Source organism: Acerihabitans sp. (assembly GCF_036398755.1).
Lineage (GTDB): Bacteria > Pseudomonadota > Gammaproteobacteria > Enterobacterales > Enterobacteriaceae > Acerihabitans.
Window position 1 is genome coordinate 1 of sequence record NZ_DASWOM010000140.1, and the last position, 14,149, is coordinate 14,149.

Annotated in this window: 13 protein-coding genes; 5 read left to right on the plus strand and 8 right to left on the minus strand. The window is 58.7% G+C overall.

Annotated elements, in window-relative coordinates; genetic code table 11:
• Window positions 1-93 precede the first annotated feature (93 nt).
• The 8 genes from VGC33_RS22450 to VGC33_RS22485 form a co-directional block, all read right to left on the minus strand.
• Window positions 94-1,098 carry a quinone oxidoreductase family protein gene (locus VGC33_RS22450; RefSeq protein WP_331122984.1) on the minus strand — a complete coding sequence of 335 codons (1,005 nt, stop codon included), beginning with the start codon at window positions 1,096-1,098 and terminating at the stop codon, window positions 94-96.
• A 25-nt stretch (window positions 1,099-1,123) separates the two neighbouring features.
• Window positions 1,124-2,104 (minus strand): ABC transporter substrate-binding protein, encoded by a 981-nt coding sequence (locus tag VGC33_RS22455; protein ID WP_331122985.1) that lies wholly within the window; start codon window positions 2,102-2,104, stop codon window positions 1,124-1,126.
• Window positions 2,105-2,109: 5 nt separating this feature from the next.
• On the minus strand, window positions 2,110-2,883 hold the full coding sequence (locus VGC33_RS22460; RefSeq protein WP_331122986.1) for an ABC transporter permease: 774 nt from the start codon (window positions 2,881-2,883) through the stop codon (window positions 2,110-2,112).
• A 2-nt stretch (window positions 2,884-2,885) separates the two neighbouring features.
• On the minus strand, window positions 2,886-3,668 hold the full coding sequence (locus VGC33_RS22465) for an ABC transporter ATP-binding protein (RefSeq protein ID WP_331122987.1): 783 nt from the start codon (window positions 3,666-3,668) through the stop codon (window positions 2,886-2,888).
• Window positions 3,665-4,378 carry a GntR family transcriptional regulator gene (locus VGC33_RS22470; RefSeq protein WP_331122988.1) on the minus strand — a complete coding sequence of 238 codons (714 nt, stop codon included), beginning with the start codon at window positions 4,376-4,378 and terminating at the stop codon, window positions 3,665-3,667. Before VGC33_RS22470 ends, VGC33_RS22465 begins: the two co-directional genes overlap by 4 nt.
• Before the next feature lie 187 nt (window positions 4,379-4,565).
• Entirely contained in the window at window positions 4,566-5,726 is a 1,161-nt protein-coding gene (locus tag VGC33_RS22475) for an L-talarate/galactarate dehydratase (RefSeq protein WP_331122989.1), read from the minus strand.
• Between the two features lie 44 nt (window positions 5,727-5,770).
• The gene (locus tag VGC33_RS22480; RefSeq protein WP_331123018.1) at window positions 5,771-7,060 is read right to left on the minus strand and encodes an MFS transporter; all 1,290 of its coding nucleotides are present in this window, start codon (window positions 7,058-7,060) and stop codon (window positions 5,771-5,773) included.
• A gap of 237 nt (window positions 7,061-7,297) precedes the next feature.
• Window positions 7,298-8,335, minus strand: a complete 1,038-nt coding sequence (locus tag VGC33_RS22485) for a LacI family DNA-binding transcriptional regulator (protein ID WP_331122990.1) — start codon at window positions 8,333-8,335, stop codon at window positions 7,298-7,300.
• A gap of 801 nt (window positions 8,336-9,136) precedes the next feature.
• Between VGC33_RS22485 and VGC33_RS22490 the strand changes: the two genes are divergently transcribed.
• The 5 genes from VGC33_RS22490 to VGC33_RS22510 are packed head-to-tail and all read left to right on the plus strand — an operon-like array spanning window position 9,137 to window position 14,139.
• Window positions 9,137-10,399 (plus strand): sialidase family protein, encoded by a 1,263-nt coding sequence (locus tag VGC33_RS22490; protein ID WP_331122991.1) that lies wholly within the window; start codon window positions 9,137-9,139, stop codon window positions 10,397-10,399.
• A gap of 14 nt (window positions 10,400-10,413) precedes the next feature.
• Complete coding sequence (locus VGC33_RS22495; protein WP_331122992.1) at window positions 10,414-11,745, plus strand: aspartate aminotransferase family protein; 1,332 nt, start codon at window positions 10,414-10,416, stop codon at window positions 11,743-11,745.
• Window positions 11,742-12,749, plus strand: a complete 1,008-nt coding sequence (locus VGC33_RS23300) for a zinc-dependent alcohol dehydrogenase (protein ID WP_414636979.1) — start codon at window positions 11,742-11,744, stop codon at window positions 12,747-12,749. Before VGC33_RS22495 ends, VGC33_RS23300 begins: the two co-directional genes overlap by 4 nt.
• Window positions 12,750-12,772: 23 nt before the next feature.
• Window positions 12,773-13,501: a 3-deoxy-manno-octulosonate cytidylyltransferase gene (locus VGC33_RS22505; RefSeq protein WP_331122994.1), complete on the plus strand. Its 729-nt coding sequence runs from the start codon at window positions 12,773-12,775 to the stop codon at window positions 13,499-13,501.
• A gap of 35 nt (window positions 13,502-13,536) precedes the next feature.
• Window positions 13,537-14,139, plus strand: a complete 603-nt coding sequence (locus tag VGC33_RS22510) for a KpsF/GutQ family sugar-phosphate isomerase (RefSeq protein ID WP_331122995.1) — start codon at window positions 13,537-13,539, stop codon at window positions 14,137-14,139.
• Window positions 14,140-14,149 lie beyond the last annotated feature (10 nt).

Genomic DNA, 14,149 nt, shown 5'->3' on the forward strand with positions numbered 1-14,149 from the left:
CCTTTCAGTAAACGTTCCTGGACCTCGGCTGCGGTGGGGACGGTAATATCGGTCATAATATGTTCCTTATAGTGGACAGGCTGACAAAAGAACTCAGGGGGCGACTATTACCTTGCCCAGCACTTCGCGATCGCGAATCAGCCGCAGGCCTTCCGCCGCCTGTTCCAATGGCAATACCCGGTCGATGACCGGATTGATGCGGCCGTCGGCAATCATCAGCAGCAGGTCTTCCAGATTATCGCGATAGAAGCTGTTCGAACCCTTGATGGTCAGCTCGAAGCTCCAGACATAACGCAGGTCTTCCTGAGGGTCATAGCCGGCGGTGGCGCCGCATACCAGCAGGATGCCGCCGCGTTTCAGGCACTTCAGGGACGGACGCCAGGTGTCGCCGCCGGTAAAGTTTATCACCACGTCGACGCCGCCTTCCGTGGTGCGGCGCTGCGGCTTGCCGTACTGGCCGATGGCCCATTTCGAGAAATCGGTTTCACGGTAGTTGACCACATGATCGGCGCCGAGGGCTTTCAGCGCCCGGGCTTTTTCCTCGCTCCCGGCGCAGGCGATGACTTCGGCGCCCAGATGCTTGGCCAGGATCACGCAGGCGGTGCCCACGCCGCCGCTGGCGCCGAGGATCAGCACCCGATCGCCTTTTTTGACGGTATTATGGGTTATCAGCATGCGGTGGGCGGTGCCGTAGGCCACAGGCAGCGCGGCGGCCTGTTCAAAGCTGACGCCGGCCGGAAGCGGGATAAGCTGCTGCGCGTCCACCGCGGCATATTCGGCCATGCCGCCGTCGGTCATTTCACCCATCAGCCCGACGCCGGGTTTTAACGGATTAACCAGCACGCGGTCGCCCAGCGCCCAGCCCTCGACGCCGGCGCCCAGTTCGGTAATGGTGCCCGCCAGATCGAGTCCGATGACCACCGGTAACGGCACCTTGATGCCGGGCATGCCTTTGACGGTAAACACATCGTGGTAATTAAAGGACGACGCGCCGACGCGCACCACCACATGGCCGGCGGCGGCGACGGGACGCGGCTTGTCATTCACCACCCGCAGCTGATCGAGGTCGCCGTGCTGCTCCAGAATTAATGCTTTCATAACGTTTCCCACAAAATGCTCCTGATTACTTGATGGATTTGGCGGCCTGGTAAGGGCGGTTGTCAAACAGGCTATCGTCCAGATCGCCCTTGATGGCGCCGCTGGCGACGAAGACCTGATGCTCGCGCTTGAGCGTGTCGATATCCGCCGGCTCAAATTCGATACGGTTCATGCTGTCCCACCGGCTCACGTACACCTGTGCGTCTTTTTGCGGCAGGTTGGCCTGTTTTTGCAAAATGGCCACCACCGCGTCGGGATTGGCCTTGCCCCAGGCCAGCGTATCGCGCAGCGCGGCAATCACCCGCGCCACGGTCTCGGGATGCTGGTTAATCAGATCGGCGCGCACCGCGCCGACGCCGATATAGGGCAGGGCGTCGGTATGGGTCAGCTTTTTCCATTCGTCGACAAAACTGCCGATGGAGGTCACCTTCAGTTCGTCAAGCTGGCTGATGGTCAGCGAGCGCAGGGCCGCGGCATCCACCTGCTTTTGCGCCAGGAACTGGGCGAGGCGCGACTCATTACCGCCAATCAGTGAAAAATCCGCCGGTTTGATATTGTAATTCTGCTGCAGGATGGTGCTGGCGATTACCGCAACCGATGAACCGGCCGGCGACATGCCGACTTTTTTACCCTGCAACTGCGCCAGGCTGGTTATCGGCGAGCCGGCCGGTACCACGAACTGCACGTCGGCCGGCTGGGTGGCGGCGAAGATTTTAATCGGCACCCCCTCGGACGCGGTGCTGAACACGCCCGCCAGCGGCGCGCCGAAGGCCAGGTCTATCGATCCGGAGGCCAGCGCCTTGATGGGTGCGTTAACGTCGGGAAAGTGGATAAACTCAGCGTCGATACCCCGTTTGGCCAGGAAATCCCGGCTTTCCAGCACCGCGCCGTACCCCAGGCTTACGCCGCTGGTCCAGTAGCCGATACGGATTTTTTCCGCCGCCTGGGAACTCAGGGTCAGCAGCGCGCCGGCGGCCAGCGCGGCCGCCATCAATATTTTTTTCATAACGATTATTCCTGTGTGCGTTGTTTCCAGCGGAAAAGATGACGTTCCAGCGGCTTGAGCAATCCTCCTTCGAGCAATAGCATCATGGCCACCAGCAGTAAGGTCCAGGCGAACACCTGATCGGTTTGCACCAGATCGCCGGCCTGGCGCAGACGGTAGCCGATACCGTCGGAGGCGCCGAGGGTTTCGGCCACCAGCGATACCCGCCAGCCGAAGCCGAACGCCAGCCGGGCGCCGGAGAAAAAATACGGCAGGATGGTCGGCAGGTAGATTTTGAAAAGCGTTTGCCGGCGGCTCATGCGAAAGCTGCGCGCCAGTTCGACATACTGCGCGTCCACGGTTTGCGCGCCCTGCCAGACGTTGGTCAGGATAAGCGGCATGGCGGTCATGAACACCACAAAGATGGTGGTGGCGCCGGAAATGCCGAACCAGATAATGGCGAATATTGCCCAAATGGCCGATGAGACGGTGTTGAATACCGCAAGCAGCGGCTCGAAAAATTGCGCCAGCAGCCGGCTGGCGCCAAGCGCCAGGCCGAAGACCGTACCCACGAGCGTTGCCAGCAGGAACCCGGACAGCACGCGCGAAAAGGTGATGCCGATATCGTGCAGCAGGCTGTCGCCGCGCCACAGGGATTCCAGCGCCTGCCAGGTCTTCAGCGGCCCCGGCAGCACAAACGACGGCATGCGCTGCGAGGCCAGCCACCAGATAACCAGGAACACCGCCAGCAGCACCAGACGCTGGCCGACAAGCGTTACCCAGGATGCGGAAGATTTCATATTCACACCTCAAGCCTTAACAGGCGCGACTGTTCCGCAACCGCGCGCTCGGTGGGCACGCGGGGATGCGGCAGGGACATTTCGATGATTTTATGGATACGCCCGGGATTGGGTTTGAGCAGCACCACGCGATCGGCCAGCACCACCGCCTCTTCCACATCATGGGTCACCATCACCACGGTAACGCCTTTCAACTGCTGGATACGCAGCAGTTCGTTATGCATCACGCCGCGCGTTTGCGGATCAAGTTTGGAAAACGGCTCATCCATCAATAAAATCTCCGGCTCCACCACCAGGCTGCGCGCCAGCGCCACCCGGCTGCGCATACCGCCGGAGAGCTGATGCGGCCAGGAATTGCGGAAATCATGCAGCCCAACCAGCCGCAGCGCCGCGTCGACCTTTTCCGCGCGTTCGGCGCGCGAAAGCCGGGTATTCTCCAGCCCAAAGCCGACATTCTGCCGCACGCTGCGCCAGGGCAGCAGGCGGTCCTCCTGGAACATATAGGCCACTTTTTCCCAATGTTCAAAACGGGCGGCGGACTGGCCCTGGATAACCACCTCGCCCGCGTCGGGGGTCAGCAGGCCGGAGAGGATATTCAGCAGGGTGCTTTTACCGCAGCCTGACGCGCCGAGCAGGGCGAGAATTTCCCCCTCGCGCACCGCCAGGGAAATATCGTCCAATACCTGGAGCTTGCCGAAATGCTTGCTGACGCCTTCAGCGCGGATGATCTCAACCGCGGCGTCTTGCCAGTCCCGCGCCGCCATAGTCATTGCCGTCTGTTTCATAACGACATGCTCCGCTCGAGGACAGGCAGGATCGCGCCGCCTTTGCTCAGGGTGGCGTAGACCTTTTCCATCGTCATCACCTGGAAGGTTTCAATATGGCGGCGGGCGATGGTCTCCACCCGCCGGGCATCGCCGTCGATAAAGGCCTGGATCATGGCGTTATGGTCGTGCTTGATCTCGGGTTTGGTTTTCTGCACGTTAAAGCCCAGGGCCACCAGCCGCGACATTTCGTCCATCAGGCTTGATAAGGTGCGGATCAGGTGGTTATTGCCCGACGCCCGGGCGATGGCCAGATGGAAGCGTTTGTTGGCGTTCATGAACACATCAATCTGTTCCGGCAGCGGCGCCTGCAGTTCGACCCGGCAGGCGGCCTCCAGCTCGCGTAGTTCCCCAATATCCACCTTGCCCACCGCCAGGCGCGCCGCCAGCGGCTCCAGCTGGACGCGCAGGGTAAAAATCTCCTCCACGTCCTGTACGGTAATCGGCGCGATGCGATAGCCTTTACGCGGACGCGATTCAACCAGGTGCTCATGGCACAGCCTGGCCAGCGCCACGCGGCAGCTGCTTTTGCCGATGGCGTAGTTTTCCATCAGCTCCGGTTCGGTAATCATGGAGCCGGGCAGCAGACGACAGCACAGAATGTCGTGCCTGATGCGAATGTAGGCGACATCACCCAGGGGGAGATCCGCTGTCGTGGTTATAAATGGCATGTGACCGTCTCTTTTGCTTAGTGTGAGCTGCTCACCGCATATCTCTGGGGCGCTTAATAAGGGGCAGTGTAGGATGTGTTGCGCGGGAAGATCCAATATGAAAAAGTGATATCTTATGCCGAAAAACAGCTAAGCTGGGCAGCTCACAACACGGCGCGGCCCCGGGCGGGGCCGCGCGCGGCAGCCGTCAGGCGCGCCGGCCGGTTTCCATGGTTTGCGCGGTCCAGGCCGCCACCTGTTCGCTAAGCGTCAGGCCAAGGCCGGGCCGGGTCGGGACCAGCATGCGGCCGTCTTTGATCGCCAGGCGTTCATTAAACAGCGGTTCCAGCCATTCGAAATGCTCCACCCAGGGTTCGGTCGGGTAGGCGGCCGCCAGATGCACATGCAGCTCCATGGCAAAATGCGGGGCGATCATCAGTCCGGCATGCTCGGCCAGGGCGGCCACCTTCAGGTAAGGCGTAATGCCGCCGACCCTCGGCGCGTCGGGCATCAGGTAATCCGCCGAGCGGTTTTTGATGAATTCCCAATGTTCGGCGACGCTGGTGAGCATTTCGCCGGTGGCGATTGGCGTATCAAACTGCGCCGCCAGCGCCGCATGGCCTTCGGCGTCGTAACAGTCGAGCGGCTCCTCGATCCAGACCAGGTTAAGCGCTTCAAAATGCCGGCACATACGCTGCGCGGTGGGGCGATCCCACTGCTGATTGGCGTCCACCATCAGCGGGAAATCGTCGCCCAGATGCCGGCGTATCGCGCTGACCCGCTGGATATCCAGCGCGGAATCCGGCTGGCCGACCTTGAGCTTGATGCCGCCGATGCCTTTCTCCCGGGAAATGTCGGTATTTTTCATCAGCTGATCGAGCGGCGTATGCAAAAAACCGCCCGAGGTGTTATAGCAGCGCACCGAGTCGCGCTGCGCGCCCAGCAGCCGCGCCAGCGACAGCTTGGCCCGTTTGGCTTTCAGATCCCATAGCGCCACGTCAAAGGCGCCGATGGCCTGGGTGGCCAGCCCGCTGCGGCCCACCGAGGCGCCGGCCCAGCACAGCTTGTCCCACAGCTTGGCGATGTCGCTGGGGTTCTCGCCGATAAGCACCGGCGCGATCTCCTTGGCATGGGCAAACTGGCCCGGTCCGCCGGCCCGTTTTGAATAGCTGAAGCCCAGGCCCCGGTGGCCGTCGCGGGTTTCAATTTCGGTAAACAGAATGGCGATTTCGGTCATGGGTTTTTGCCGGCCGGTCAGCACCTTGGCATCGCTTATCGGATTGGCCAGCGGCAGGAATACCGAGGAAACGCGCACCCAGCTGATGGTATCGTTATCCGCGCAATCGGCGCAGGCTAAAAGGTTTGACATACTGCATTCTCCTATGGAAAAGAATTAATGATGAAGGATTGTTTTCAACCGGCGGTGATATGGCTTACGCCGGCATCCGGCGCCGCCGGGTCTTCGCTATCGAGGCGGCGCAGCCGGCCGACGATAACCAGATATGAAAAGGCGCCGAGCAGGCCCATGGCGGCGACATAGACCAGCGCCCAGTCGAAGGAGCCGAATTGATTGATCATCACCCCGATGGCGATGGGGGTGACGATGCTGGCCAGGTTGCCGCACAGGTTAAACATGCCGCCGCTGATGCCCAGCGCGCGCCGGGGCGAGACATCGCCGATAATGCACCAGCCCAGATTGCCCACGCCTTTGGCGAAAAATGCCAGCGACATCACGGCGATAATCAGCGTAACGGATTGCACGTAGTTGGCGATAACGATGCTGCTGGACAATAACAGGCCGCAGATGATGGGGGTTTTACGCGCGGCGGTCAGGCTGAAACCGCGGCGCAGCATCCAGTCGGACCAGGCGCCGCCGACGATGCCGCCCAGGCAGCCGGCCACCGCCGGGATTGCCGCCGCCAGTCCCACCTTGAGGATGGTCATGCCCTTGGCCTCGATAAGGTAGGTGGGAAACCAGGTCAGGAAGAACCAGGTGATGGAGGTCAGGCAAAATTGTCCCAGGTAGATGCCGAGCATCATGCGGTTGGCGCCGATGTTCTTCAACTGGCGCCAGCTGAACGGCGTGGGCGCCTCGCCGATGGAGGCCAGGCCGCCGCCGGCTTCGATATAATCCAGCTCCGCCTGGTTGACCCGTTTATGTTTGCCCGGATCGCGCACCACATAAAACCACAGCAGGCCAATCAGGACGCCGGCGCCACCGGTAAAGAAAAACACATGTTGCCAGCCCCAGGTATTGAGCAGCCATAACATGATCGGCGTGAAAATCGCCAAGGCGGCGTATTGCGCTGACTGGAACACCGCGGTGGCCATGCCGCGCTCATGTCCGGGAAACCACATCACCGTCAGCCGGTTGTTGGCGGGGAAGGCCGGTGATTCCGCAATGCCCATCAGGAAGCGCAGCACAAACAACGCCAGCAGCGCGGAGCTGAACATATCGACAAAACCCTGCAGGAAGGTCAGCACCGACCAGGCCAGCAGGCTGATGCCCAGCACCAGGCGCGAGCCAAAACGATCGAGGATGATGCCCCCGGGGATCTGCATACCGGTATAGGCCCAGCCGAAGGCGGAAAAAGCGATGCCCATCGACACGGCGTCAAAACCCAGATCTTTGCGCAGTATGGGCGCGGCGATGGATAAGGTGGCGCGATCGACGTAATTGAAAATGGTGACCAGAAAAATCATCGACAAAATCAAGTAGCGAACATTCGTCTTCGCCGGGACGCTGTTATTGTTCACATTATTTCCTTTTTGTAGGGTACCAGACAGTGTCTGGAGGATAAAAAGGACCTGGAGTTCGTAATGATTGCGCAATCATTCAGGGTCGCAACGACGCCAGTTCCATGAATTAACCTGCGTCATACTAATATGATTGCGCAATCATTCAATTATAAGACCTGTTATTTGTGAGCCAATTCATACTTATTTCGTGGTGGCGCGTTCAATCAGGCGAAAACCGGTGTCGATACGCAGTGGCGAAGGATGCGGGTTGCTATCGTTAAAACGCGCCAGCAGCGCCTTGGCGACCAGTTGGCCGATCCTGGCGCCGTCCACCCGCACGGTGGAAAGGGCGGGGAAAACCTGCGCGGCGCTGGACAGATCGCCAAACCCCATCACCGCCAGCTCGTCAGGCACCCTTATGCCGCGGCTGGCCGCCTCGGCGAGCACCCCCTCGGCGATGGTGTCCGAGCTGCAAACGACCACCTCGGGTAAGTCGTGGCGGGCCAGGATGCGTTTCAACCCTTCACGCCCGGTGGCAAGCGTGGCGGGCGCGGGCATGATCTCAATGGAGACGTCGCGCACGCCGTGGACCGCCAGCTCGGCCATCAGGCTGCGGCTGCGGCGCAGCCCGCGGGCATCGTCAAGGGAGAGCAGCGAGAAGCGCCGATAGCCCCGCTGGTATAAATGAAGCGCCACTTCGATGCCCACCTGTTCATGGGAAAAACCAATCTGCATATCAATGGGCGTGTCGCTTAAATCCCAGATTTCCACCACCGGTATGCCCGCGTTGCGCAATTTTCCATGGCTTTCGTCGGTATGCAGTGTGCCCGCCAGCACTATGCCGTCCGGGCGGCGGCCGAGGATGGCATCCAGCAGCTGTTCCTCCCGCTCGCTGGAATATCCCGTCAGGCCCAGCAGGGTCTGATAACCCTCGGCGGTCAGGCTGTCCATCAGCGCCTGCACCGTATCGGCGAAAATAGAGTTGGCGATGGTCGGTACAAAAATCGCAATCAGCCGGCTTTTGCTGGTGGCAAGCCCGCCCGCCAGCATGTTCGGCACGTAGCCGGTGGCGCGCACCGCGGCGAAGACTTTTTCCCGCGCCGCGGGCGAGACCAGTTCCGGACGATTCAGGGCGCGCGAGACGGTGATGGGCGAAACGCCGGCCACGCCGGCGACATCAATCAGCGTGGGATTTTGCGCCGGGGCGCGAGCCGCGTGTCTTGTGGATTTTTTAACCATGATCACCGTCTGGTTGAACTGCGGTTGCCGCCAAAACAGGGTGTTTATTCACCGCCGTATTCAAGTCAATAGCCATTTTACTTTCATCACCTGACAATAAAACGAACCTGAGATATTGCCGGTGAAAGAGTAACACATGGCGATGCGAGTATCAGCGCCCCGTTGAGTAATATCCCGGTCCTGATCCCGCGCTATGGGCGGTCGGTCGGCGAACAGGCCGCTTTTTAAGGTTTCGCCGTCGTTGGTTGCGCTGACCGTTATCGCTGGGGCCGCCAACCTTGGCTTGATGGCCAAGGTATGCAACGCCGCTTCGCATCCTTATCGGGAACGCGTTTGGGCAATAAGATATAGCGCCAAAATATAATAAGACGCTAATGGACATTTCCCCACCTTAACCATTAATTCTGGTTGAGCATTGGTTTATTTATTGCGTCAATTTATATTGACTTGAAGCTGGGGAATGTCCCACAGTGTATCAAATGACGCTGATGATTTGTATGCCGCCGCGGCAGTCGGACCGTCAATTTAACGACTATCCATTGGTTTAAAATATCCAAAAAATATTTATATAATGTTTTATTTTAATAGATTTAATTCAATCGTCAGCTTAAATAACAATTTATAAAAATAACATTATTATAAATTACCCTATTATCAGGCGGAGGCGCGGTATGCAAACAAAAACGCTGATGGCACCCACCGATAATCGCCCTGTCGCCACGCACGGACGCTCCGTAGGGCGCGGCACGGAACCTGATGGCGAGTTCGCGAAAGCGCGCGCTAATGGCATGGAGCAGACGCATGGGTAACGCAGATCCTGATGGCCGCATCATTTATCGATCCCACAATCCCGCCCAGCTGTGGTGCTATACGCCCGCCATCTTGCAAACCGCCAGCGGCAGGCTGGTGGTGACGTTGGATCTCGGCGGCCCCGGCCTGGATAACCAGCCTGGCATGAGCGGCAACCACACCAAACGCCGCGGCATAGGCAAAATCTTCATTTCCGACGACCATGGCCGGCGCTGGGCTGAGCAAGGGTCCTTTCCCTTCTGGCATGCGCGGCTGTTTGAATGCCGGGGCTGGCTGTACATTATCGGCAACGCGGGCGATCTGTATATCATCAGATCGCGCGACGACGGCCTGACGTGGTCCGCGCCCGCGGCGCTGACCCGCAATCAGTTGTGGCACGGCTCGGCGACGAATATATTGCAGGAAAACGGCACTGTTTATATGTGCATGGATTTGAGAACCGATTTGGGCATCTCGGGCTGGAACGTCGCGGGGCTCACGCCGGTCATACTGCGGGGCAACGGGCGCGATAATCTGCTGGACAGGGCGGCATGGACATTTTCGGCCGGTTTTTCGTTTAATGATAAATTTGACTATTGCGCGGCGAGTTTCGGCGAAAATTTCGGCATCCCCTTTTACCCTTCGGATACCGCCGGTCCCAAATCCCTGTCGCCAACAATAAACGCCTCCCCGCCAGGCTGGCTTGAGGGCAACGTGGTCAGGATTACGGACCCAAAGCATATCTGGCACGATCCCGCCAATGCAACGCTCTACATCATAATGCGCGCCAACACCAACGGCTGCGGCTATGCCGCGCTGCTTAAAGCGGTGGAGCGGCGGGACGGCGCAATCGCCCTGCAGGAAGTGACCGCCCCGTCGGGCAAGCTGTTATCATTCATTCCTCTTCCCGGCGGCAGCCTGAAATTTTATATCGCCTACGATGCCGTGACCCGATTGTATTGGATGGCATCCTCCATTATTACGGACTCAATGTGCAGGTTATCGGCTACGCCTAAGGGAAGATATAATTTGCCATCGAATCAAAGAAACATTCTGGGGCTGTATTATTCATCCAATTGCGTTGATTGGGTGCAGGCGGACGTTATCAGCAAAGGTGAAACAGAATTTCACGCCAGGAACTACCCCACATTTGTATTTTCAGGACAGGATATCTTATTGGTGGCGCGTTCCGGCGACGGCGCGGCAAAAAATGGGCAATATGCAAACCTGATCACATTCCACACAGTGCAAGACTTTCGTTCATTGGTCATTTAGCAAAAGGAGGGTGAATGAGCATAAACTATGCTGCATCGGACGCGCTGTATAAAAGGGCGTCGCATGTGATTCCCGGCGGCGTGTCCAGTAATAATCGGGCAAACTGGCAACCACACCCGCTATTCTATCAAAAAGCACAAGGCGCGTATGTTTGGGATGTGGATGGAAATAAATACATCGATTATGTTCTGGGCAGGGGGCCGTTAATTACCGGCCACTCCCATCCCCGGATACTTGACGCCATTGCGCGGCAATACCAGGCGGGGCAGTTTTTTGCCGGGCAGACCGAACTGGAGATCGTCCTGGCGGAAAAAATAACAAACCTGGTGCCCGGCGCCGAGATGGTCCGCTTTTGCAATTCCGGCTCGGAGGCGGTGCACGTCGCGCTGCGCCTGGCCAGGTCCGCCACCGGCCGTGAAAAAATAATCCGTTTCGAGGGGCACTACCACGGCTGGTTCGACAATATCGCCTGGGGATTCAACGCCCCGGACGACACCGACCGCGATACCGGCGCCCTGATGGCCATGTCCCGCGGGCAACCCGTCGGCGACGCCGGTAATATCCTCTCGTTATGCTGGAACGACGCCGACGCGCTGGAGCGCCTGATATCCAGCCAGGCCCAGGATATCGCCGCGGTGGTGACCGAGCCCATCATGTTCAACAGTTTCTGGAGCAATATCCCGCCGGCAACGGGCTACCTCGCCAGGGTAAGGGCGCTGTGCGACCACTACCGCATCCCGCTGATATTCGACGAAATCCAAACGGGCTTCAGGACGGACATCGGCGGCGCCCAGGCCCGTTATGGCGTGACCCCCGATATCACCACCTTCGCCAAGGCGCTGGGCGGGCCGGTTTGCCTGGCGGCCGTCTGCGGCAAGGAACCGTATATGCGCCTGCTGGCCGGCGGCCCAACCCTGCATACCGGTACCTACAATGCGTTCCCGCCGTTCCTGGCCGGCGCAATCACCAATCTGGATATATTGGCCGAAAACAGCGGCGCGGCGCTGGCTAAAATTCATCTGATGAGCGAGTCGCTGCGGGCGGGATTGCAAGACATCGCCACCGGCACGACCTTGCCCATGCAGGTCAGGTCCAGCCCCGGGGCGGTGACCACCACCTTCAGGGCGACGTCGTCGGTTGCGCGCGATTACCGCGCGGCGCGGCGTGAAATCAATCAGCCGCTGCTCGCCATGTGGCATGCGGCGCTGCAGGCCAGGGGCGTCAGGATCACCCCGGAAGGGTTGTGGTATGTCTCCACGGCCCATGGCGTCCCTGATATCGACTACAGCCTGGAACAAGCCGCCGCCGCGGTCGCGATGCTGGAACAGGCGAGGAGGCGTTTATGAGCGGAGCGTGCGTAAATACCGTGGCGGTGCTTCTCGAGCCAGGGCGGTTTTCATTTGCCAGCCGTCAGCTTGAGGATGAGGTCGCCCCTGGCTATGTCAGGATAAAAATAAGTTACTGCGGCGTATGCGGCACGGACAAATCATTTTATCTCGGCCACAGGAATGAGGGCTATCCTGTCTCTTTGGGACATGAGCATTGCGGCGTGATCAACGCCACCGGCGCCGGCGTAATTAACCTGCAGGCGGGGTGCCGGGTGGCTATCGACCCCAACTTTCGCTGCGGGCAATGCCATTATTGCCGGCAAAAAAAGGGCCATCTTTGCGTCAGGGGCGCGGAACAACATTATACCAACCGCGGTTATGCCGGCTACATTGACATCCATCATTCGTACGTGCATAAATTACCCGCTTATCGGGAAGATTATATCGGCGCGCTTGTCGAGCCTCTCTCCGTGGCGCTTCATGCCATGGCGTTGAGCCAAGTCCCGGCCCGTAAAGGTGAAATACTGGTGCTGGGCTGCGGCGGGCTGGGCAGCATGCTGATCTTCGCGCTGCTCGAGCTTACCGGGCTCGATCTCTATATTCATGATCATAATGATTATAAAGTTGATCATCTTCGCAGCCTTTATCCAGACCGGATAAAGATCCCCATGGCCGGGCAGCGCTTTCAGCTTATTTTCGAAGCAACCGGCGCCTCCGGTGGATTTAGCCAGGCCTGCGATGCGCTGGATAAATGTTCCAGGCTGGTGGTGCTGAGCAGATATCATGCCGATGAGCCTGTTATTCCAGAACGGTTGCCGTGGAAACAGCCTGAAATCATGTTGTGTCATCTGAATGGCGACAGTATTCATATGACCGACGCGGCGGCGCTGCTGGCGGATAATTGGAGCACGCAGCATGATAATTTGCTCAGCTTTCATTCTTTCGAGGATATTAATAATGTTTTCGCTAATTATGGGAAAATAAAATCAAATAAAAAAATTATTACGCATGAGCAGCTTTAATTCTGTACCCAGCCGAGGTCAATATGGACATTGTAACGATTATTCCCAGCCGGTTGGCCTCATCCCGTCTGCCGAACAAAGCGCTGGCCGATATCAACGGCGTTCCCATGATTGTGCAGGTCTGGCGGCGAGGCATGGAAGCGAATCTTGGTCCGGTCTTTGTCGCCTGCGGCGATAAAGCGATTGCCGATGCCATTCGCGCCGTGGGCGGCGAGGCCGTCATGACGGATCCGCGGCTCAACAGTGGGTCGGACCGGGTGTTCGCCGCGCTGGACGCTGTCGATCCCGGCGGCAAATATGAAGTGGTCATCAATCTGCAGGGGGATATGCCCACCGCCGACCCCGCCATGCTGACCACCCTGGTGGAGCCGTTACGCCATCCCGGCGCCGAGGTGGCGACGCTGGCGTCGGTCATCGCCTCACCGGCCGAGCGGCTTGCCGACAGCGTGGTTAAGGTGGCCGTCTCGATGCCGCCGGGTTGCAAGACCGGGCGGGCGGTTTATTTTAGCCGCAACACCATTCCCTGGGGCGCCGGTGAGCATTATCACCATATCGGCCTTTATGCGTATAAGCGCGGGGCCTTGACCCGATTTTCCCAACTGCCGCCCGGTCCGCTGGAGCAGCGGGAAAAGCTGGAACAACTGCGGGCACTGGAGCACGGCATGCGCATCGATATTTCCATCATAGATGTCAATCCGCTGGGCGTTGATACCCTGGACGACCTTGATATGGCGCGCCGTCTCCTGCTCTGAGTCCTCGCCATCATTTCATCAGGATGAGAACATATATGGATAAGCAAGCGATACTACATATAGGCAGCAGAGTAGTGGCAAAAGAAGCCGAGGCGTTATACGCCATAGCCGCAACGCTTGGCGATACCGGCTTTTATGAAGCCGTCAATTTGATCCGTGCCTCCGCCGGCCATGTCATCATCCTGGGGGTGGGCAAAAGCGGGCATGTGGGGCGTAAAATCTGTTCCAGTCTGTCATCCATCGGCACGCCGAGTTTTTTTATTCATCCGGTCGAAGCGAAACATGGCGATTTAGGCATGATTACCGCTGATGATATTATTATATTGATTTCATATAGCGGCAGGACCGATGAAATCATGCAGCTGATGCCTTATTTACATCAACGCGAAGTACCGGTGATCGCGATAACCGGGAACCGGCTGTCACCCCTGGCGGAAAGCGCTGATATTGTCATCGCCTTTGATATCAAGGGCGAGGCCTGTTCGTATGATATCGTACCCACGGTGAGCGCGAGCGCCACGCTTGCTCTCGGCGATGCCATGGCCATCGCGCTGATGGAATCAAGGGGGTTTTCCGCGCAGGATTTTTCTAAAAACCATCCGGCGGGCCATTTGGGCGCGCTGTTGGCGGCGCGGTAATCCTCCCTTT